At 66.2% G+C, this 19,172-nt stretch carries 13 protein-coding genes and 1 pseudogene; 3 read left to right on the plus strand and 11 right to left on the minus strand.

Annotation, left to right across the window (positions count from 1 at the left end; all coding sequences use genetic code 11):
• Window positions 1–39: 39 nt before the first annotated feature.
• The 3 genes and pseudogenes from B7G53_RS11295 to B7G53_RS11305 all read right to left on the minus strand — a co-directional run bounded on the left by B7G53_RS11295 (window position 40) and on the right by B7G53_RS11305 (window position 2,527).
• Window positions 40–825, minus strand: coding sequence for a class II glutamine amidotransferase (locus tag B7G53_RS11295; RefSeq protein WP_096667633.1), 786 nt, complete (start codon window positions 823–825; stop codon window positions 40–42).
• A gap of 3 nt (window positions 826–828) precedes the next feature.
• A pseudogene (locus tag B7G53_RS11300) lies at window positions 829–2,388 on the minus strand (MFS transporter); the annotation flags it as partial.
• A complete protein-coding gene (locus B7G53_RS11305; RefSeq protein ID WP_096667635.1) occupies window positions 2,336–2,527 on the minus strand; it encodes a 4-oxalocrotonate tautomerase in 192 nt (63 codons plus the stop codon). The pseudogene B7G53_RS11300 and the gene B7G53_RS11305, both read right to left, overlap by 53 nt.
• 210 nt (window positions 2,528–2,737) lie before the next feature.
• On the opposite strand from B7G53_RS11305, the gene B7G53_RS11310 reads away from it, so the two are divergent.
• Window positions 2,738–3,964, plus strand: a complete 1,227-nt coding sequence (locus B7G53_RS11310) for a zinc-binding metallopeptidase family protein (protein WP_255249977.1) — start codon at window positions 2,738–2,740, stop codon at window positions 3,962–3,964.
• A gap of 95 nt (window positions 3,965–4,059) precedes the next feature.
• Here B7G53_RS11310 and B7G53_RS11315 read toward each other — a convergent pair whose 3' ends face one another.
• From B7G53_RS11315 to B7G53_RS11325, 3 genes are all read right to left on the minus strand, one after another.
• Complete coding sequence (locus tag B7G53_RS11315) at window positions 4,060–4,338, minus strand: hypothetical protein (RefSeq protein ID WP_096667639.1); 279 nt, start codon at window positions 4,336–4,338, stop codon at window positions 4,060–4,062.
• A gap of 102 nt (window positions 4,339–4,440) precedes the next feature.
• Window positions 4,441–5,211, minus strand: a complete 771-nt coding sequence (locus B7G53_RS11320; protein WP_096667641.1) for a fused MFS/spermidine synthase — start codon at window positions 5,209–5,211, stop codon at window positions 4,441–4,443.
• On the minus strand, window positions 5,208–5,963 hold the full coding sequence (locus B7G53_RS11325) for a YoaK family protein (RefSeq protein ID WP_096667747.1): 756 nt from the start codon (window positions 5,961–5,963) through the stop codon (window positions 5,208–5,210). The genes B7G53_RS11320 and B7G53_RS11325 overlap by 4 nt, the downstream gene beginning before the upstream one ends.
• Here B7G53_RS11325 and B7G53_RS22840 point away from each other — a divergent pair.
• A complete protein-coding gene (locus B7G53_RS22840) occupies window positions 5,953–6,102 on the plus strand; it encodes a hypothetical protein (protein ID WP_176491338.1) in 150 nt (49 codons plus the stop codon). The genes B7G53_RS11325 and B7G53_RS22840 overlap by 11 nt on opposite strands.
• Before the next feature lie 41 nt (window positions 6,103–6,143).
• Here B7G53_RS22840 and B7G53_RS11330 read toward each other — a convergent pair whose 3' ends face one another.
• The gene (locus B7G53_RS11330) at window positions 6,144–8,720 is read right to left on the minus strand and encodes a DUF1631 family protein (protein ID WP_096667643.1); all 2,577 of its coding nucleotides are present in this window, start codon (window positions 8,718–8,720) and stop codon (window positions 6,144–6,146) included.
• 500 nt (window positions 8,721–9,220) lie between these two features.
• A complete protein-coding gene (locus B7G53_RS11335) occupies window positions 9,221–9,790 on the minus strand; it encodes a fasciclin domain-containing protein (RefSeq protein ID WP_096667645.1) in 570 nt (189 codons plus the stop codon).
• Window positions 9,791–10,005: 215 nt separating this feature from the next.
• Between B7G53_RS11335 and B7G53_RS11340 the strand changes: the two genes are divergently transcribed.
• Entirely contained in the window at window positions 10,006–10,371 is a 366-nt protein-coding gene (locus tag B7G53_RS11340; RefSeq protein WP_096667647.1) for an SPW repeat protein, read from the plus strand.
• A 221-nt stretch (window positions 10,372–10,592) separates the two neighbouring features.
• On the opposite strand, the gene B7G53_RS11345 is transcribed toward B7G53_RS11340, so the two are convergent.
• The 3 genes from B7G53_RS11345 to B7G53_RS11355 all read right to left on the minus strand — a co-directional run bounded on the left by B7G53_RS11345 (window position 10,593) and on the right by B7G53_RS11355 (window position 19,148).
• The gene (locus tag B7G53_RS11345; protein ID WP_096667649.1) at window positions 10,593–12,809 is read right to left on the minus strand and encodes a malate synthase G; all 2,217 of its coding nucleotides are present in this window, start codon (window positions 12,807–12,809) and stop codon (window positions 10,593–10,595) included.
• Between the two features lie 66 nt (window positions 12,810–12,875).
• Window positions 12,876–13,583 carry a haloacid dehalogenase type II gene (locus tag B7G53_RS11350; RefSeq protein WP_096667651.1) on the minus strand — a complete coding sequence of 236 codons (708 nt, stop codon included), beginning with the start codon at window positions 13,581–13,583 and terminating at the stop codon, window positions 12,876–12,878.
• A 90-nt stretch (window positions 13,584–13,673) separates the two neighbouring features.
• Entirely contained in the window at window positions 13,674–19,148 is a 5,475-nt protein-coding gene (locus B7G53_RS11355) for an alpha/beta fold hydrolase (RefSeq protein ID WP_096667653.1), read from the minus strand.
• Window positions 19,149–19,172: the final 24 nt, after the last annotated feature.

Below are 19,172 nucleotides of genomic sequence, written 5' to 3' on the forward strand. Positions count from 1 at the left end.
TGCTGCCCATGCGGCGGCTGCTCCTGATTAAATAGCAGTTCAGGCGCGCAGGGCGCCGCCTTCGAAGACCTTGAGCTCGCCCGGCGCAAAGGCGACCCAGTGTTCATTGGTGGTCAGCGGCGCCGTCACCACCACCGCGACCCGGTCGGTCGGCTGCGTGTGTTCGGCAAAGTTCACGGTGAGGTCTTCATCGCTGAGCGTGGCGTGGGCAAACGGGTGTTTGCGTTCGACGTAATACAGGCTGGTCGAGGCATGGGCCCACAAGGCCTGGCCGTTGCCGAGCAAAAAGTTGAAGGTGCCGTGGGGCGCGACCTGCGCCGCCAGTTCGCGCAGGGTCAGGGTCAGCTCGTCCACGCTGGGCACGCCGGCGTGTGATTTGGCCAGTTCCTGCATGAGCCAGCAAAACGCGCGTTCGCTGTCGGTCGTGCCCACCGGCCGGAAGCTGCCGTGCAGCTGCGGTGAAAAATCCTTGAGGTCGCCGTTGTGCGCGAACACCCAGTAGCGGCCCCACAGCTCCCGCACGAAGGGGTGGCAGTTTTCCAGCGCGACCCGGCCCTGCGTGGCCTTGCGGATGTGGGCAATGACGTTGCGGCTCTTGATCGGGTAGCGGCGTATCAGCTCGGCCACGGGCGAGGCGCACGCCGACTGGTGGTCGACAAAATGGCGCAGGCCCTTGTCGCTGCCGCCGCTGCCGTCGCCTTCAAAAAAGGCGATGCCCCAGCCGTCCGTGTGTTCGCCGGTGTTGCCGCCGCGTTGCGCAAAACCGCTGAAGCTGAAGGTCACGTCGGTCGGCGTGTTGCAGTTCATTCCAAGCAACTGGCACATGATTCAGGACCCCTTGGAAGAAGCAGCCGGCACTTCGCGCAAGCGCCATGCCGCCACCAGCGCCAGCGCGCACAGCGCCGCCAGCATCATGAAGGACTCGTTGAACGCGGCCAGCCGCGCCGGGCTGGTCGCGGCCTGTGTCAGCGCATCGCCATGCGCCGCGAGCCGCCATTCCAGCACGATGCCGCACAGGCTCACGCCAATGGCGCCGCCCAGCATGCGCACGAAGTTGATGGCGCTCGAGCCTTGCGAAATCAGGCTGTGGTCGAGCGCCCGCAAGGAACCGAGGTTGAGCGACGGAAGGATGAAGCCCAGCCCGATGCGCCCCAGGATGGCCCAGAGCACCAGCACCCAGATGGCGCTGGTCAGCGTGACGGTCAGCATCAGCGCAAACGACAGGGCCAGCAGCGCCAGCCCGATGCTCACCAGCCAGTAGGTCGGATGGCGGTCGGCCAGCCGGCCCACCAGCGCAATCGTGACCGCCAGCACAAAACCGGCGGGCAGCAGGATGGTGCCGACATAGGAGGCCGACAGGCCCAGCCCGAGCTGCATGTAGACCGGCAGCAGATAGGTGGAGCCGAACAGCGCCGTGCCGTAGATGAAGGCCACGATGCTGCCCATCGCGAAAGTCCGGTAGCCGAACAGCGCCAGGTTCATCAGCGGTTCGCGCCCGGTGGCGGCCAGGCGCCGCTGCCAGGCCAGAAACGCCACCAGCGCCAATGCCGCGCCGCCCAGCAGCAAGGCGGCTTGCAGCGCCGAGCCGCCGTGCAGGGCCACCATGCCATTGAGCAGGCACAGGGTGCCGGCGCCGCCCAGCAGCAGGCCGCGCCAGTCCAGTGTGGCGCCCTTGCGGTTCGGCGCGACGCCGCCCGGGGCGGTGACCGGCACATAGCGGTAGGCCATCCACAGCGAGGCCAGGCAAAACGGGATCACCATGAAAAAAATCGAGCGCCAGCCGAACAGGTCGACCAGCACGCCGCCCAGGCTGGGGCCGATGGCCGGTGCCAGCACCACGCCCATGCCGAAGATGCCGCTGGCGCGCCCCTGTTCGTGCGGCGCAAAAGCCCGCATGATGATGATGGCCGGAATCGGCTGCACCACGCCGGCCGCCAGGCCCTCGGCCACACGCGCGCCCAGCACCAGCGCGAAGCTGTTGGCAAAGCCGCCGACGATGCCGCCGGCCAGCAGCAGCAGCATGGTGCCCACATAGGTGCGGCGGTAGCCGTACCGTGCCAGCAGCCAGGGCGTGGTCAGCATGGACACCGTCATCGCCACCATGAAGCCCGAGGTGACCCATTGCGCCCGCTCCTGGCCCAGGGTGAAGTGCTGGCTCATGTCGGGAATCGCCACGTTGACGATGGTCGAGGACATGATGGAGGCCATCGTGCCGATCATCACCGAGAGCAGCAGCAGCCAGCGGTAACGCGCGCCGTAACGCGCCTGCATTTCGTCCAGCGTGGAGGGGCGGCTCACGACCGGCTTTGTTCTGTCGCGGCGCAACGAACTGGCATCAGTCGCGCGGTTCGGACCAGAGCTTGCCGCCGGTGGACCAGTTCTCGCGCTTGATGTCGGTGATGATCACATCCACCGAATCGGGCGCGCCGCCCAGGATGTCGACACTGACGCGGGTGATCTCGGCGACCAGCTTTTTCTTCTGTTCGATGGTGCGGCCTTCCATCATTTCGACGTGGTAGGTGGGCATGGTTTTCCTTTGAATTGATGTGAACCGGTGCTCCGATGATAAAAGCCCGGCGGGCGCATGCCATTTTTTGTCGGCAAAGACTGACAGAAGGACAAGGCGGGCGGGTGCCCGGGCGGCTTGGCAAACATGGGAAACTCCAAAGGAAACGGACCGCTGGCCCCACCGGCCTGTCGCCCTTGTTCACCGCGCCAGGCGCTTCGAAAAAATCCCTTGTTCAACGACAGCCCTTCCTCCGCCACCGCCCACCTGCCGCGTCTGGCCGGCCGTGCCTACCACTGCCAGTGCGGCTGTCCCGTGTTTTTCAGGAACAGCACCTGCCTGGCCTGCGGCACGGCGCTGGGTTACGACCCGGCCCAGGCGAGCCTGCTGCCCCTGATGCCGGGCGAGCAGCCCGACACCTGGGTCGCGTGGCAGCCCGAGGGCGGCCGTGCGCCGGGGCCGGACGGCGCTGCGCAACCCGACACACCGGCGGCGGTCTACCTGCGCTGCGCCAACCTGCATACCCCGGCGGCCTGCAACTGGCTGGTGCCGGTCAGCCAGGACGAACCGCAGCTGCTGCTGTGCCAGGCCTGCCGCCTCAACCGCACGATTCCCGACCTGAACGACCCGGCGCACCCGGACAACGGCGAGCTGTGGGGCAAGATCGAGCTGGCCAAGCGGCGCCTGGTGTCGGCCCTGCTGGTGCTGGGCCTGCCGGTGGCGTCGCGGGCGAGTGAGGACACCGAACACGGCCTGATGTTCGACTTCCTGCGTTCCCCCGACTTTGGTCCGCACATCATGACCGGGCACGACACCGGCCTGATCACCCTCAACCTCAACGAGGCCGACGACGCCACGCGCGAGGCCACACGCAAGGCCATGCATGAGCCCTACCGCACCTTGCTGGGCCACTTCCGCCACGAGGTCGGCCACTACTACTGGGACCGCCTGGTTGCCGGCACGTCCTGGCAGCCCGGTTTCCGGGCGCTGTTCGGCGATGAAAGCCAGGACTACCTGGCCAGCTTGCAGGCCAATTACGAGCAGGGGCCGCGGCCGGACTGGGCGCTGCACTACGTGAGTGCCTACGCCAGCGTGCACCCCTGGGAAGACTGGGCCGAGTGCTGGGCCCACTACCTGCACATGCGCGACACCGTCGACACGGCCCTGAGTTTTGGCCTGTCGGCGGAAAGCGCCCAGCTGGAGTTCACGCCCTTCACGCTGGACGCCTTGTACCAGCCGGACCACCCGGGCGCGCAGGTCTTCCTGGACTTCCTGAACCAGTGGACCCGGCTGACCACCTTGCTCAACGAAATGTCGCGCGCCATGGGGCAACCCGACTTTTACCCCTTTGTGCTGCCGCGCGAAGTGGTGGCCAAGCTGCATTTCATCCACCTGGTGGTGACGTCCGTCCATGATGGGGCAGGCGATGGACAGGGCCAGCAGCAAAGCCTGCCCTGATCAAAAGGCCGATCCGGCCCAGTATCTGCGGTCGCAACCAGCTCCTGATTTGAGAGCTAACGACTGACCGCGCTGGCCGATGCGGCCCGGACCCGCTATTCGAGCGCCTGCACGGACAGACCGTGCTGTTCGGAAAACGCCTTCAGGAGGCTGGCAATCTGCCTGTCCTGCAAGGTGGTCACCAGCTCGACCAGCTTGTGGTCGCTGCCCTGGTGGCTGTCGCTGACGGCCACCGTGGCCGCGCTGTCGTCAGCGGCAAACAGCGCCTGCAGCGTCGGGCCCAGCGAGGCCATCAGCTGCGTGCGTTGCGCCTCGGGCGTGCGGGTGTCGGCCGGGTAGTGAATGTCAAACGAAAAATTGGTTTTCTGGCTCATCCTGATCCTTCGTGTGCGTCGGGAAGCTGCCAGTGTGCCTGCACGCCGAGCGGCTGGCGTGGGACAGGGGCGCGCGCTGCCGTCGGCGGCCTGGCCCCCTTGTTAGCCTTCCCCGGCGAGGTCTTTCATTTCCCAGGCGATGCGTCCCAGCTCCGCTTTGAGCTGCAGGCGCGCCGGGTCGTCCAGGCCGGCCAGGCTTCTGGCCAGGTTCACGCGGCGCGGCGAAATGGCCGGGCCGCGGGAGGCAAACACAATCGCGTTGCTTTTTTCCGCGGCCATGACTTCGACCGCGTTGCCGTTGAAGCTGCGCTGGATGCGGCCGGCCAGCACCGGGTAGTCGGGGTGGTCGTGGTGCAGGTTGACCGCCAGCACACCATCCTCGCCCAAGGCGGCAAAGCAGTCGTCATAAAAACGCTGGGAGCACAGCGCCGCGGGCTGGCCGTCCTGGTCGAAACCGTCGACCAGCAGCACATCGAAGACCGGCGCCGCGGCCTGCAGGTAAAGCGCGCCGTCGGCGGCGATCACCGCAAACCGTTCGTCGTCGTCGGGAATCTGGAACTCGCGCCGCAGGGCGATCACGTGTGGGTTGATCTCGAGCACGGTCATGCGCGAGGCCGGCAGCTGCCGGTGGCAGAATTTGGCCAGCGAGCCGCCGCCGAGGCCGATCATGCCGATGTGGGCCGGCGCGGGCTGGAACAGCAGAAACCCCATCATGGTCCGGGTGTAGTCCACATCCAGCCGCCAGGGCTGGTGCAAAAGCATGCGGCTTTGCAGCTCGCCCAGCGTGAAATGCAGCGACTTCGACGCGCCGTCTTCCCGCACAAAGGGTTTGACGTAGTGCAGCGACTCAAAGTCGCCGGGCGCCGTGGTCACAGCGACCTCGCGATCTTGCGCAGGTCCAGCGCGATGGCCGGCAGGGCCATCGCCACCAGCAGCAGGGCAATCGGCAGGGTGGCGCTGAAGCCCAGGGCCTTGAAGGCGACGGCGCCAAACAGGCCGCCTGAAAAAAACAGCCCGAGCAGCGTGGCATGGATGAACAGCTTGTCGGTGTTGGCCGCGACAAACTGGATGCTGTTGGCCTTTTTCGACTGGTTCCAGTAAATCAGGCGCCCCAGCTCGATGCCCAGGTCGGTGATGACCCCGGTCATGTGGGTGGTGCGGATCTCGGCGTGCGAGATCTTGGTGATGATGGCGTTTTGCAGGCCCATGATGAAACACAGCAGCAGCACCGCCGTCGGCACCAGCAGGGTGGCAAAGGATTTCAGGTTGGCGCCCACCAGGCCGAACATCAGCAGCAGCGCGGCTTCCAGCAGCAGGGCCAGCGCGTACTTGCTGCGCAGTTCCTGGCGCCTCGCCCAGCTGATGAGCAAGGTGGTGGTGATGGCCCCGCCGATAAACGCGGCCAGGCTCACCAGGCCGGCCAGCGCCAGGCCGATGCTGCCGACCACCAGGTCGTCGGCGATGGCCGAGACGATGCCCGTCATGTGCGAGGTGTAGCGCTGCACGGCGAGAAAGCCGCCGGCATTGATGGCCCCGGCCACAAACGCCAGGATGCCGCCAAACTGCCGGTTGCTGCGGCGCGTGCGTTCCCTGGCGGTGAGTCGAAGCAGAAATTTGAACAAGATGGACCTCTGCCATGCAAGAAGCATGACAGTGGATATTATGGTGCGGGGAGCCGCCGGCGCCGGCGCTGGCCGCAAGATTTTTAATGAAATCGGCTTCCGGCCCGCAAATGGCGGGCGCAAGGCGCTATTGAATTTGTAGCGTTCCGGGGGTGAAGCCCGGGCGGGGCCGGCAAGCCTGCGTTAAGCGGCAGGGCCTTGCGGGTCCTCCGGCGCGGCGTCCTTGACCAGGTGGTCCAGCGCGTGGGCCACCACGCCGTGGGTATCGACGGGACGCATCAGCTTGTCCCTGATCAGGCGTTCGCAACTGCGTCTGGTCATCGAGTGGGGCTGGCCGCCGTGGCTGACGAACATGAACAGGGTGCCGCGGTTGCTGGCCCAGATCAGCTGCGCGCGCAGCCAGTGGCGCCGGGAATAGATATCCACCCAGCTGCCTTCGCGCAGGCCCCTCAGGATGTCTTCGGGCTGGCGCGCGCCATCGCCATCGCCATCGCCAGCGGCGGCGTCTCCCGGGGTGTCAGCCGCACCGCTGTCGGGCGCTTCGGAGGCCGGGGCGTCGTCCTCCGGCGTGGCGCCCAGCGCTGCCGGGCCGGACGTCGGGGTGTCTTTAAAGCCGGCCTTGTCGAGTTCCTGCGGCGCCAGCCAGGGCTGGCCGGCCGCCTTGGCTTTGCGCTGCTCGGGGGTGGCCGGCAGGAGGTCGCCCAGGTCGGACAGGTCGGTTTCACCCATGCCCACTTCGAGCGGGGCGTTGTCCGAGTCGACGGCGTCGCGCCGGCTGCGGACGCGGCGCAGCCTGAGCACCGGGCGGTGCAATCTTTCCATGGCGTCGAAAAACGCCTCGGTCTCGCCCGGGTCCAGCCCCAGTGATGCCAGGCCCGCCTGCAGCTTGCCGAGCAGGCCGGGAATCATGGCGATGAGTTTGCCCGGGCGTTTGAGCGTGGCCTCGCGCTTGACGCTCCACAGCAGGTCGGTCACCAGCGAGCCGTAACCCTGGGGGTCAATCTGGCGCGCGGTGTCGGTCAGCCGGGCATGCGCCATCACCAGCGCCCAGGGCCCGAACAGGAAGTCCAGCACCACCCCGGGCACCTGGTCCAGGTCGGCGCGCAGGCTCATGTCCAGTGCAATCTGGTCGGCCTGCGCCTGCCGCTCTTCGGCAAACTGCATGGTCTGGCGCATGGTGCCGCGCAGATCGCGCTCGTGCTGGTCCTGCTCGTCCCACAGCGCCTGCAGTTCGCCCAGCGCGGCGCCGAAGGGCCGGGCGTCCTCGATCTCCAGGGCGTTGAGCCCGTTGAAGGCCTCGGTCAGCGAATGGAAAAAAACGTCGAACGCCGGGCTGTGTTCGTCGTTGTACTTGAAGCTGCGTTGCGCCACACGCTCCATCAGGCGGCGCGCGGGGTGGTTTTCCTCGCTGAAAAAGTGCGGGTCCACCATGGCCAGGCGCAGCAGCGAAGGCTCCAGCGCCACAATTGCCTCGCGCACCGGCACCAGCAGGCGCGGGTCCTGCGCGACCTGGGTCACGAGTTTTTTCACCACCTCCATGCCCAGCACCTGGCCGACACGGGTGGCGTCTTTGTGCAGCTGCGTGCGCACCATCGCGCGCTCGCGGGCACGGCCGTAGACGCCCCAGACCTGCGAGCTCAGCTGGCTCAGCACGTCCACGATGCGTGACGGGTTGTCCGGCTCCTCGTCGGCGTCCTGCGCCGGCAGCGCCGGACGGCGCGGGTCGCTGCGGGTGCCGCAGTAGCTTCGGTCGTCAGCTTCGGCCTCGGGGGGGGCGGGCCCGGGCTCGGCCTGCAGTGCCGCTTGTGCCGAGTCGGGCGTGCCCTTCAGCGCGATCAGTTCTTCTTCGATGGTGGCGTAGTAGGCCGGCGCCAGCCCATGGTCGGCCTTGCTGCCGCCGCGAAACAGGAAGTCCTGGAGCAGCGCGTCCTTGACGTCGTCGTTGGACAGGTCCGCGTATTGCGACGGCACCCGGGTGAAGGGTTCGTCCGAGGCATAACCGATGCCGGCGGGGCCGCCTTGCGCGCCCGGGGCGGCGCCGGGCTTGTTGTCGCCCATAGGGGTGCCGGCTGCGGCACGGCCCGGCTTTTTGCCGGCGCTGGCGGGGGTCTGCAGCACCCGGTAACTGGCGGTCCGCACCTGGGCCAGTTCCAGCACATTGATCAGGCGTTCGTAGATGCGTTTGAGTTCGCGCCCCAGCGGCTCGCCGAGGTGCTTGATCCACAGCGTGCTGATCGCGGGCGCCACCGGCGCGCCCAACAGCAGGGTGCGCAGCGTCTGCGCAAAAACCTCGGGCCGCACCGGGTTGGCCTGCGCGCGGACAGTGACCAGCCCCTGCGCCGAACTCATCAGGCCGTCGAGTTCGGCCAGCACCTGCTCGACCATGGGGGCGACCTGCTGCAGCAGCCGCGCGGACTCGATGCCTTGCTCGACCTCGGTGTCGTCAACCAGCGAGAACCTGTCGGCGCCCGCCAGCGCTGGCACCGGGGTGCGCGCCGCGACGGGCTGCGCAGCAGGTTTTTCGGGCTGCTGGAAGGCCGCCAGCAGGGCCCCGGGGTATTGCGCACACCAGCCGTCGCGGTGGCGCTGCAGTTCGCGCCAGGCCAGCGCCACCTCGTCGCGCTCGGCGACTTTCAGGCTTTGGGTGTCTGTCAGCTGCAGCGCCGCCACCGCGTGGTCAATACAACGTTCAAGCGCCGGCTTGGCGGCTTGGGCAGCTTCCTGCAGACAGCGGAGTAAGACGTCGGCTTGCGATGCCATGGTGGAGGGCGATGTGGCTAAGGCTAAGAAGAGGCGTGGGTCTGAAGAGGTGTCAAGTCAAGGGTGGGGGGGAATCCCGCTTCACCCGACCCCGAAGTGTGGGCTGAACTGGCGGGATGCTGCTGGAAATGCCGAAGTATCTTGTAACGATTTTTAACTTGCTGCGCAGCAAAGAGACGCTGCTTACATTCCGGCAACCTGGCCGCAGCCCGCTGGCGCCTTCCGGGGGCGGCTTTTCGCGCGGGTGGCCCAGGCGGCGGGGACGTGCAGGCAAATCCGCCATGGACCCAACAGGAACGGTTACCTGCAGCTATGTTTTGCATAGCGAATCGGGGCGCCCCGTGCAACTGCTGCAGCCTGTCTGCCGGCGCTCACTGTTGGTGTGTGGCCGGGCCGGAACGGTCAAAGCCACAACAAACCGTTGCAGTTTGTTGTGGCTTTGCCGTGGGCGGCGGCGCTGCCGGCCTGGCGGCCCCGCCCTGGGGTCGCGCAACCCGGGATCAGTTGGGCACCAGCACCTTGTTGACCACGTGGATCACGCCGTTGGACTGGTAGACGTTGGCAATGCTGACCATCGCCGTGCCGCCTTTTTCGTCGGTCACCATCACATTGGAGCCGCTGGCCGTGACCACCAGGCTGTCGCCGCTGGCGGTGGTCAGGGTAGCCCGGCCATTGCCGGCCATCACGCGCTGGCTCAGGGCGGCAGCGTCGAGCTTGCCGGGTACCACGTGGGCCGTCAGGATTTTTGTCAGCAGGGCCTTGTTCTCGGGCTTGAGCAGCGTGGCGACGGTGCCGGCCGGCAGGGCGTCAAACGCGGCGTTGGTCGGTGCAAACACGGTGAACGGGCCGGGGCTCTTGAGCGTGTCGACCAGGCCGGCAGCCTTGACGGCGGCCACCAGCGTCGTGTGGTCCCTGGAATTGACGGCGTTGTCAACGATGTCCTTGGTCGGGAACATGGCGGCGCCGCCGACCATGACCGAGGGGCCGCCGGCCATCTGGCTGCCGGACATGCCACCGGCACAAGCGCTGAGTAAAACGGCAACGCCGGCTGCAATGAGTAGTTTTTTCATAGTGAGACTCCTGTTGAGGGTTGTTGGTCTGTGGAATCCGCCACAGCGCGTCAGCGTGTTGTCCGCCTGGAAGGGATACGCGCGGAATGCCCCGCTGGATTCAAGGGTCAATCTTCACCGCACCAGGGACCAGCCCCCCGGGAACAAACCGGGCCGGGTGAGGTCGAACCTCTCGCAGCGGATCCTTTTTTTCCCCGCTGTCAGGAGGTGTCACCATGGAGCAACTGAAACACTGGCAAGACCCGATCAATGCCTTGTTGGGTCTCTGGGTCCTTCTTTCACCTTGGGCGCTGGGTTTCCAGGATGAGCGGATGATCATGCTGAACGCGGTCATCGTCGGCGCGGCGCTGGTTGCCGTGGCACTGGGCGCCATTTTTGTCCCGCGTGCCTGGGAGGAGTGGACCGAAGGAGCGCTGGGCCTGTGGCTGGTCGCCTCGCCCTGGGTTCTCGGATTCAGCACACATGGACAGGCCACACTCAATGCGGTGGCGGCCGGCTTGGCCATCGCCGTCCTGGCCCTGTGGACGCTGCTGACCGACAAGGACTACAGCGGCTGGATGCGCGACCGGACGGCGCGCTGAGCGGTCAGCGACGGGCTGTGGCTGGCTGAGGCCGGTTACGGTGAGGTGACAACCGCAGCGCATCGCGCTGTGGTGGGAGGGTGTTGGTCCGGGCCCGTTGCAGCCCTGCAATGAAAAAAAGAAAAAACGGCGTCCAAAGACGCCGTGGAGGTGGGTTTGTGTATCAAATCCTGCCCCGGCCTGATGGAACGGGCGGAGGCAGCTATTGATTCGGTAGCAGGTCAGGCGTTGCCGGCCTTCACCTTCAGCCGCCAGGCGTGCAGCAGCGGCTCGGTGTAGCCGCTCGGCTGCTCCAAGCCCTTGAAGACCAGATCACAGGCCGCCTTGTAGGCTGCTGACGTGTCGAAATGGCCGGCCATGGGCTGGTACAGCGGGTCGCCGGCGTTCTGTTTGTCCACCACGGCGGCCATGCGTTCAAAGGTCTCCTTCACTTGCGCTTTCGTCACCACGCCGTGCAGCAGCCAGTTGGCCATGTGCTGGCTGGAGATGCGCAGGGTGGCGCGGTCTTCCATCAGGCCGACGTTGTGGATGTCGGGCACCTTGGAGCAGCCCACGCCCTGGTCGATCCAACGCACCACATAACCGAGGATGCCCTGGGCGTTGTTGTCGAGTTCCTGCTGTTTCGCCTCGGCGCTCCAGTCGGGCGTGGCCGTGACGGGCACCTGCAACAAGCCGTTCAGCAGGGCGTTGCGCTCCTTGTTGGCATCGATTTTTTCGAGGTCTTTCTGCACCTTGTTGACCTTGACCTGGTGGTAGTGCAGCGCATGCAGCGTCGCGCCGGTCGGGCTGGGGACCCAGGCGGTGTTGGCGCCGGCCAGGGGGTGGGCAATCTTCTGCTCCATCATGGCTTTCATCAGGTCGGGCATGGCCCACATGCCCTTGCCGATCTGCGCCTTGCCGCGCAGGCCGCAGGACAGGCCCACCAGCACGTTGTTCTTCTCGTAAGCCGCAATCCAGGCGCTGCTTTTCATGTCGCCCTTGCGGATCATGGGGCCGGCGTACATGGCGGTGTGCATCTCGTCGCCGGTGCGGTCCAGGAAGCCGGTGTTGATGAAGGCGACGCGGCTTTTCGCCGCGGCGATGCAGGCTTTCAGGTTGACGCTGGTGCGGCGCTCTTCGTCCATGATGCCGAGCTTGACGGTGCTGTCCGGCAGGCCCAGCATTTTTTCGACACGGCTGAACAGCTCGGCGGCAAAGGCGACTTCGGCCGGACCGTGCATCTTGGGCTTGACGATGTAGACCGAGCCCTTGCGCGAGTTCCTGATGCCTTTTTTGCCCTTGCGCTTGAGGTCGTGAATCGCAATCGTGGTGGTGATGACGGCGTCGAGGATGCCTTCGGGGATTTCTTTCGTCGAGCCGTCGGTGGCGGTGTAGAGGATGGCCGGGTTGGTCATCAGGTGGCCGACATTGCGCACAAACATCAGCGAGCGGCCATGCAGGGTGACGGGTTTGCCCTTGGGCGAGGTGTACTCGCGGTCCGGGTTCAGGCCGCGGGTGAAGGTCTTGCCGTCCTTGGTGACGCTTTCGGTCAGCGTGCCCTGCAGAATGCCCAGCCAGTTGCTGTAGGCCAGCACCTTGTCGTCGGCATCGACCACCGCCACCGAGTCTTCCAGGTCCATGATGGTCGACAGCGCCGCTTCGATGACCAGGTCGCTGACGCCGGCCGGATCGGTCTTGCCGATGGGCGTGCCGCGGTCGATGCGGATGTCGATGTGCAGGCCGTTGTGCTGCAGCAGCACCGACGACGGTGCCGAGGCCTTGCCCTGGTAACCGACGAGCTGGCTCGTGTCGGCCAGCGTGGTGTTCTTGCCGCCCTTGAGGGTGACGACCAGCTTGCCGCCGCGCAGCGCATAGCCGGTCGAATCGATGTGCGAGCCCTTGACCAGCGGCGCGGTGCGGTCCAGCACATGACGTGCGTACTCGATCACCTTGGCGCCGCGCACCGGGTTGTAGCCCTTGCCTTTTTCAGCGCCGTTGTCTTCGGAGAGCACGTCGGTGCCGTACAGCGCGTCGTACAGCGAGCCCCAGCGCGCATTGGCCGCGTTCAGCGCATAACGCGCATTCAGGACGGGCACCACCAGTTGCGGGCCGGCCTGTTTGGCGAGTTCGGCATCGACATTGCCCGTGGTGATGGTGACTGTTTTCGGCGAGGGCACAAGGTAGCCGGTTTTTTCCAGGAAGGCGCGGTAGGCCTTCATGTCGGCAATCGGTCCGGGGTTGGCTTTGTGCCAGCTGTCCATCTCGGTCTGCAGGCGGTCGCGCTCGGCCAGCAGGGCAATGTTTTTCGGCGCCAGGTCCGCCACGATGGCGTCAAAACCCTTCCAGAAGGCGGCGCGGTCCACGCCGGTGCCGGGCAGGACCTGGTCATCAACAAAGCGTTGCAAAACCGTGGCCACCTGCAGGCCGTGGAGCGATGTGCGTGGGGTTGTTGTCGTCATGGGGAACCTCAAAAAAGGGCAAAAAAGAAGGAAAAAGAAAAAGGAAGGTCGAAACAGTGAAACGGATTATCCCGCCGGGAAGAAACCCAGCACGTCGCGCAGATTGCTGCCGGTGCGCGACGGCTGCGTGCCCAGCTCCTCGAAGGGCAGGGCGTAACGGTTGACCCAGAGGGTCTGGTAGCCGTACCAGGTCGCGGCCAGCGCGTCCCAGCTGTTGCAGCTGACAAAGGCGATCTGTGCTGCGGCCAGCCCCGTGGCCTGCGGCCCGAGCGCATAGGCCTGGGGGTGGGTCTTGTATTTGCGGATGCTGTCGACACTGAGCACATGGTCAAGCAGGTCCCCGAGCCCGGCGGACTTGACGGCCACGTCCAGCATCGACGGATCGCCGTTGGACAAAATGCCGGTGACGATGCCGCGTTTTTTCAGGGCCTGCAGCACCTCGCGGTTTTCCGGAAAGGCCGACAGGTGGCGGTACTGGTTCATCAGCCGCTCCTCGCGTTCGGCCGTCAGGTCCAGGCCCAGGCGTTTGCAGGCGTAACGCAGGCCGGCGCGGGTCAGGTCCCAGAAGGGCTGGTAAAACTGGCCGTCATTGCTGGTGGTGACCAGCCGCGTGTATTCAATCTGCTTGTCGCGCCAGAGCACGCCCAGCGCCTGGCCCTGGCTCGGAAACAGCTGTTCCGCCAGCAGGCCCACGCTGTAAACGTCGAACAGCGTGCCGTAGGCATCAAAAAGAACAGCCCGTGGCACGACGCGCCCGGTTTTGGGTTTTTCCATGGGTAGACTGTATTTGATACTTCGACAAAGATTAATTGATTAATAAGTGATTTATCCGTGACTATATTGTTGGTAATGCCGGTTGCCGCATCAGGGCAGATCGAACGACGTTTCGTGCGGCGGACCTTCACGACCATGCACGTTCACGTTCACGCGCCAGCCCGCACCCTCAGGATGTGCGCTGACCAGCGTCAGGCTGTCGCCGCGGACGATGCTGTCCGGGTCGATGCGGTAATGCATTTTTGCAGCGCCGCCCATGCCGGGCAGGTCGAAGGAGCTGTCGCCGAGAAATTCGGCCGGCTCCCTGTTTGCAAACGGGAAGGGCGCATACAGCGGCGACCCCACGATGCTGAGTGCGTGCAGAGGCGCGGCGCCTGCCCTGTCGAGCCGGATCCGGCCCGACATCGAGAAATGCGGGCCGCCGGACAGGAACACAGTGTTTTGAATTCCGTGTCCGGCGATGAAGTCGAACAGCCGGTGCAAGGATTCGGGAAACGCGTTCCAGTCGTCGGAGGGCGCGGCGTGGGCGGCGTCTTGCCGTGGCGTCGCGCCCCGTGCCTCGAAGGGCACGACGATGCTCGGTGACAGCACGAATTTCGGCCGGTTGTCGCGGTTGTTTCTCTCCAGCCAGCCGGTTAGCGCCTCGAACTGTCCGTCGGACATGATCTTGTCGTGTCCCACGCGGCCGGTGCGCGTATCGCAGACGAAGAAAGGAAATCCCGCGGCCTCGAACCCATAGTGATAGGCCGGCGGGGTCTCCCGCTGCAGCCGGTCCGGATCAAGGCCCCTGGGCGAATGGGAAAGCTGGTACTCCTCGAATGCCGCAAGACCCCAAGCCCGCATGTTGCCCTCGTCCTTTTCGGCGGGATGCCAGTTATCGCTCACCTCGTGGTCGTCCATCATCATGTAAACCGGCAACTGGCGCAGCACCGCGCGCGCGTTCGGCGCGGTCCACGCCTCGCGGTAGGCGTCGTAGAAGCGCGCCCGGCGATTGCCGGCGTCGAACAGCCCGGCCGTGGCATCGGCGTAGATCTGGTCACCCGCCAGCAGCAGCAGCGCGGGCGCTCCCGCACCCTCGGTCTCGAGAAAACCACGAAGGCGGCCGAACATCGCGTCTGCCTGCTCCCGGTCCATCAGCGAGGCCGGGTAGCGGCAACTGGCAAGCGCGAAATCGAGCCTGCCCCGGTCGGGCGAGAGTCTTTCGAGCAGCGCTTTCGACAGTTTCGCCGAATCGGGGCGTCCCTCGTAGCCCGGGTCACAGGTGCGCCGCGCGTTCCCGCTGGCCTGGGCCTGGGCGCGCCAGTCCTTTGACGTGCGCAATTCGGCGACCGCCCGGCCATAAGCGTCGTTGAGCGGCCCACCCATGACCGCCCGCGCGGCAAATTGCTCTTTCATGTCGGTCGTTGGGGCGTTCTGTGCAAGCGCATCCCCGGTTGGCTGATCCAGTTCAAAGGCGGCTGTGTCCGGGGGCATATTGGCGTCGGTCGAGGCGTAGGCACCGAGAACCGCGATCTCATAATCGCCCGCTGCGTCCGGAAGCGTCACGTCGATGACGCCCTGCAGATCGAGCGATCCCGACAGGGCGCCCATTTTCCGGTGCAGGGGCGCCCAGAACGAGTGACCGGCAACGGGCTGGCCGTCCCTGAGCACGACCCCCACGAGAAACCGTGCATCCGAGTGCTCGTCGTCGGTGCGGCACCACAGCCGCGCGACCCATCGGCCGTTCTCCTTGCGCGTCCAGCCCAGCACGGGCCCGATGAGGGGCGGTCTTGGATAGCGCCGGTGGTGAATGAGCGCGGCAGTGGCCGGCTTCAGGTCATCGCGCAGGAGAAAGCGCGAAATGCGGCTGAAAAACAGCGATTCGGCCTCCCGGCCGATCAGCGGGTCGAGGTGGCCGTAACCGGGGATCACCTCGCGCAGCGCCGGATGGGCCTCGCCGAAAACGTCTTTCAGCAGTTTCTGGGAGCGACGCGTGGTTTCCGGGGCGAACACCTGGTTTTCGGCACCGTGCAGAAACAGGACTGGAAAGCGGAAATGATCCCCGACCTGCCTGTCGGTGACATACGCATTGCAGCCGTCGTAGTCGGTCAGCCGCTTGACGAACGCGTATTGCAGCGTCTGCTCGAAGGTCTTGAGGTTGGTGTGGCCCAGCAGGTCGCCAAGCGCGTCAAGCAGCTTCGCGTCCACGTTCGCATGCTGGAAGAGTCGTCCGAATACCGCCGCCGAGCGGTTGCAGTTGGCGATATGCGTATGCGGCTTGCGCCATGGCCGCAGCAGATGCGCCTGTTTTTCCGAGTCCGGGTACGGATAGGTGGAGGCAAGCCGGTCGATCAGTACGTCCAACCATCCGGCGCGGTCATCGATCGAGCTGTCCACATGGCCGGTGAGCATGTAGCGGCGCAGCGCGGAGGCGACATATCCCCGGAGCTGATTGCCTTGCGACAGCGTGATCAGCGGTCCCACCTGGAGCAGCACCGCGCGGCGCACGCGGCCGTCCAGGCAGCCGGCCAGCGCCGCAGTGCAGAACATCGCCGAGCCGATGCAGTGCGCGACGATGTCGAGTTCGGGGTGGCCCGTCACATTCCGGACCTGGTCCATGATCTTGCCGATATCCTCCTTCGCCACCTCGTCCAGGGTCCATTGGTCGAAGGACGAGGGCACCGCAATGCTGGTGCGCAGTTCGGCCACCCACACGTCAAAGCCACGCTCGCAGAGATGGCGCACCAGATTGCGCTCCAGTTGGGGGTGGGCGAACTGCGCGCCGCTCGCACCGAAGCCGTGAATCAGCAGTACCGGCGGCTTGCCAGCGCTCGCGCCCTGGAAATAGCGTGCGAGCGGAAGCGCGATCGGCTCCGCGCCGTCGCGCGCTTTCACCAGCACGCGGTAACGCTCCAGCAGCAGGCCGTCGAGCGGGCCCGGCAGCCGGCGCCGGGCCCGGTCCGGATCGTACTTCTCGTACTCTGGCGCGCGCAGGCTCCAGAAGTGAATCTGGAGCGCGATCCGCGCCATGAAGAGCGCGATGGATGCCACGTCCAGGATGGCGGTGGGCCGGTCGAGTTGCCGCACGATCTGGAACTGCGCAGCGAAGCGCTGCAGCAGATGCAGCGCGGCAATGCGCAGCGTGCCGGCCTGCTGCCGGCCGCCTTCGGGCAGCGTCAGGGTGATGGCCAGCTCTGAAAGCTGCTGCCACGGATTGCCGCCGCGGACATACTGGAGCGTTTTCAAGCCCTGGATGCGGGTGCCGCGCGGCAGCACGGTCTTGCCTGAGATTTCGAGCGCTTCATCGAGTTCCATCTCGTAGCGCAGATAGCGCTGCTCTCCCACGCGCGTGGCAAGTGCCAGTACCGGGCCGCTCCGGAACAGTGTCCGGAGGGCTTCCCCCAGCCCTTTCTCACGCTTGCGCTGGAACCAGTCGCTGATGGCGCGTGTGCAAAGCCAGGTCCAGATCGCGCGGGCCGCGCGCCCGGCGCCCCGGGTTGTGCCGCGCTCCATCCAGTACACGGTTCCCTTGAGGGCAACGGACGGGCCGTCCTTGAGCGCAAGCGTCGCGTGGGCGACCTTGACTTCGTGCGGACCCTCGCGCAGGAATTTCGGCACGTTGCCGATCTCGCCGAATTCGACTTCCAGCACGGCTTCCCGTGCGCGGTCTCCCGGCACCAGCACGAGATGGCCGGTCATCCGCTCGGTAAAACGGAAGACGGTCGACGCTTGCGGCGGCAGCTCGACCTTCGGCAGCGGCGGTGGAGACGCCAGCGCCACGCGCGCAGCCTCCCCGCCGGTCGTCCAGTTCTGCAGCGCGACGTAGCCGGCGATGGCGCGTTCCGCGAGGGCCGTGATGGTCAGCAGGGGATTGATCCCGAGGGCCATGGGCACGATGGAACCGTCAAGGACCAGCAGGCCGTCGTGAGTGCGCGCGGGATTGTCCTTGTCCGAGGGATCGAAGACGCGGCCGAGGTCGTCCACCACGCCGCACTGTGCGTCGTCGCCCATTGGGCAACCGCCCAGCGGGTGCACGGAAAAGAGCTTGCCGCTTGGCGTGGGTCCGGAAAGCATCCCGGAGAGCGCGTCGGGCAGCGGTTTCCACAAAGGGCTGCGCAGGTAGAGGCCGCCCAGCGCTTCCGACCGGCGCAGCAAGTCGTCCTGCCGCGCGTAGAGCGGATGGGCGCCGGCTTTGTCCCACTGCACCCGGAGCGCGCCGTCGCCGTCGCTATTGGCGGTCTCCCAGCCGTCGATCATCTCGAGCCGGCCACGGGCGCCGTCGTCGCCCATGGCTGCAAAAATCTGCGAGCGCCGAATCGCGTCCGGATCCACGGCCGCCGGATCCGGCACGTCCCCGCAATGCGCGCTCCAGTCGGATTTCGCGAGCCGGACCGGGACTGCGCCGGTGGTCACGATCTCCTCGAAAATACGCCGCAGCGGCGCGGGAATCGACAATTCCTCGATGACCACCCGTCCGGCGCGCGTCGCGCCGGACTGGACGAGCCCGGTGATGGTCGGCCCGACATGGCGCGCGGTAAAGTCAGAAGCGGCTTCGGGGGCCGCGTTGACCTCTGCCGACTGTCCGTAGAGCACGCTGAGCATGTCGCCGTTGCCGGAGAAGCGCTGGCCGAGTTCGGCCGACACACGCAGGCCGCCCGCGCGCGAGCGCATCAGGATTTCGGTCGAGCCGAGCGTGCCGGCGGCGAGCACGACGTGCCGTGCGCGCACGATGCGCTCCGGCGGATCGAGGGGCGGATGCCGGGGGCCCGTCAGACGAAAATGCACGAGCCAGTGGTCCGTGGCGCGTTGCACGCGCGATACGGTCGCGTTCGTGTACAGGCGCGCGCCGCAGCGCCGGGCCTCGGCCAGGTAGTTCATCGCAAGGGTGTTCTTTGCCCAGAAATTGCAGCCGGTGACGCAATCGCCGCAGCCTGTGCAGGCCTTCTGCGGCACGCCTTGCGGGTTGTTTTCGTCTTTCGAATGCACGGCAATGTTCGCCGGCCGCACCTGGGCGTCGATGGCGCGCGCGAAGCCGCGCAGCGCTTCGTACTTGGCCAGTCCGCGCACGTCGGCCGGCTCCACGCCGAGCATCCGTTCCGCCTGAGCGAAGCAGTCCCGCAGCATGTCCCGATCGCGGCGCAAGGCCGCGGGCCAGGCCGCCTCGCCAAACACGTCTTCCGGCGGGCGCTCCGCCACGCTGGCGTTGATGAGCGATCCGCCGCCCAGTCCGTTGCCGAGCAGCAGGCTTGTATCCTCGCCGATGCGAAAGTCAAACAGTCCGTCCGCCCGGCCCTTGGGTTTCGGATCATCGAAGCGGCTGAAACGCACGTGCCCGGGCAGATCCGAAAAGCGGGACGGGAACGTGCCGGGAACATACTCGCGTCCGCGCTCGAGCACGCAGAGATCGAGTTTTTTTCCATCGGATCTGGTGGCGCCAGCGAGCCGCGCCGCGGCCACCGCGCCGCCGTAACCGCTGCCGACGACCAACGCGTCGAGAACAGTCGGCTGGCCGGCTTTCTCGTTCGCGTCAAGCTCCGTGACCAGTACTTCGGCTCCCGCCGAAAGCCATTCCGGACGATATCCCATGGTGATTTCTCCCCGGTTGCAGAG

The sequence above is a fragment of the Polaromonas sp. AET17H-212 genome (assembly GCF_002379085.1).
Taxonomy (GTDB): domain Bacteria; phylum Pseudomonadota; class Gammaproteobacteria; order Burkholderiales; family Burkholderiaceae_C; genus Polaromonas.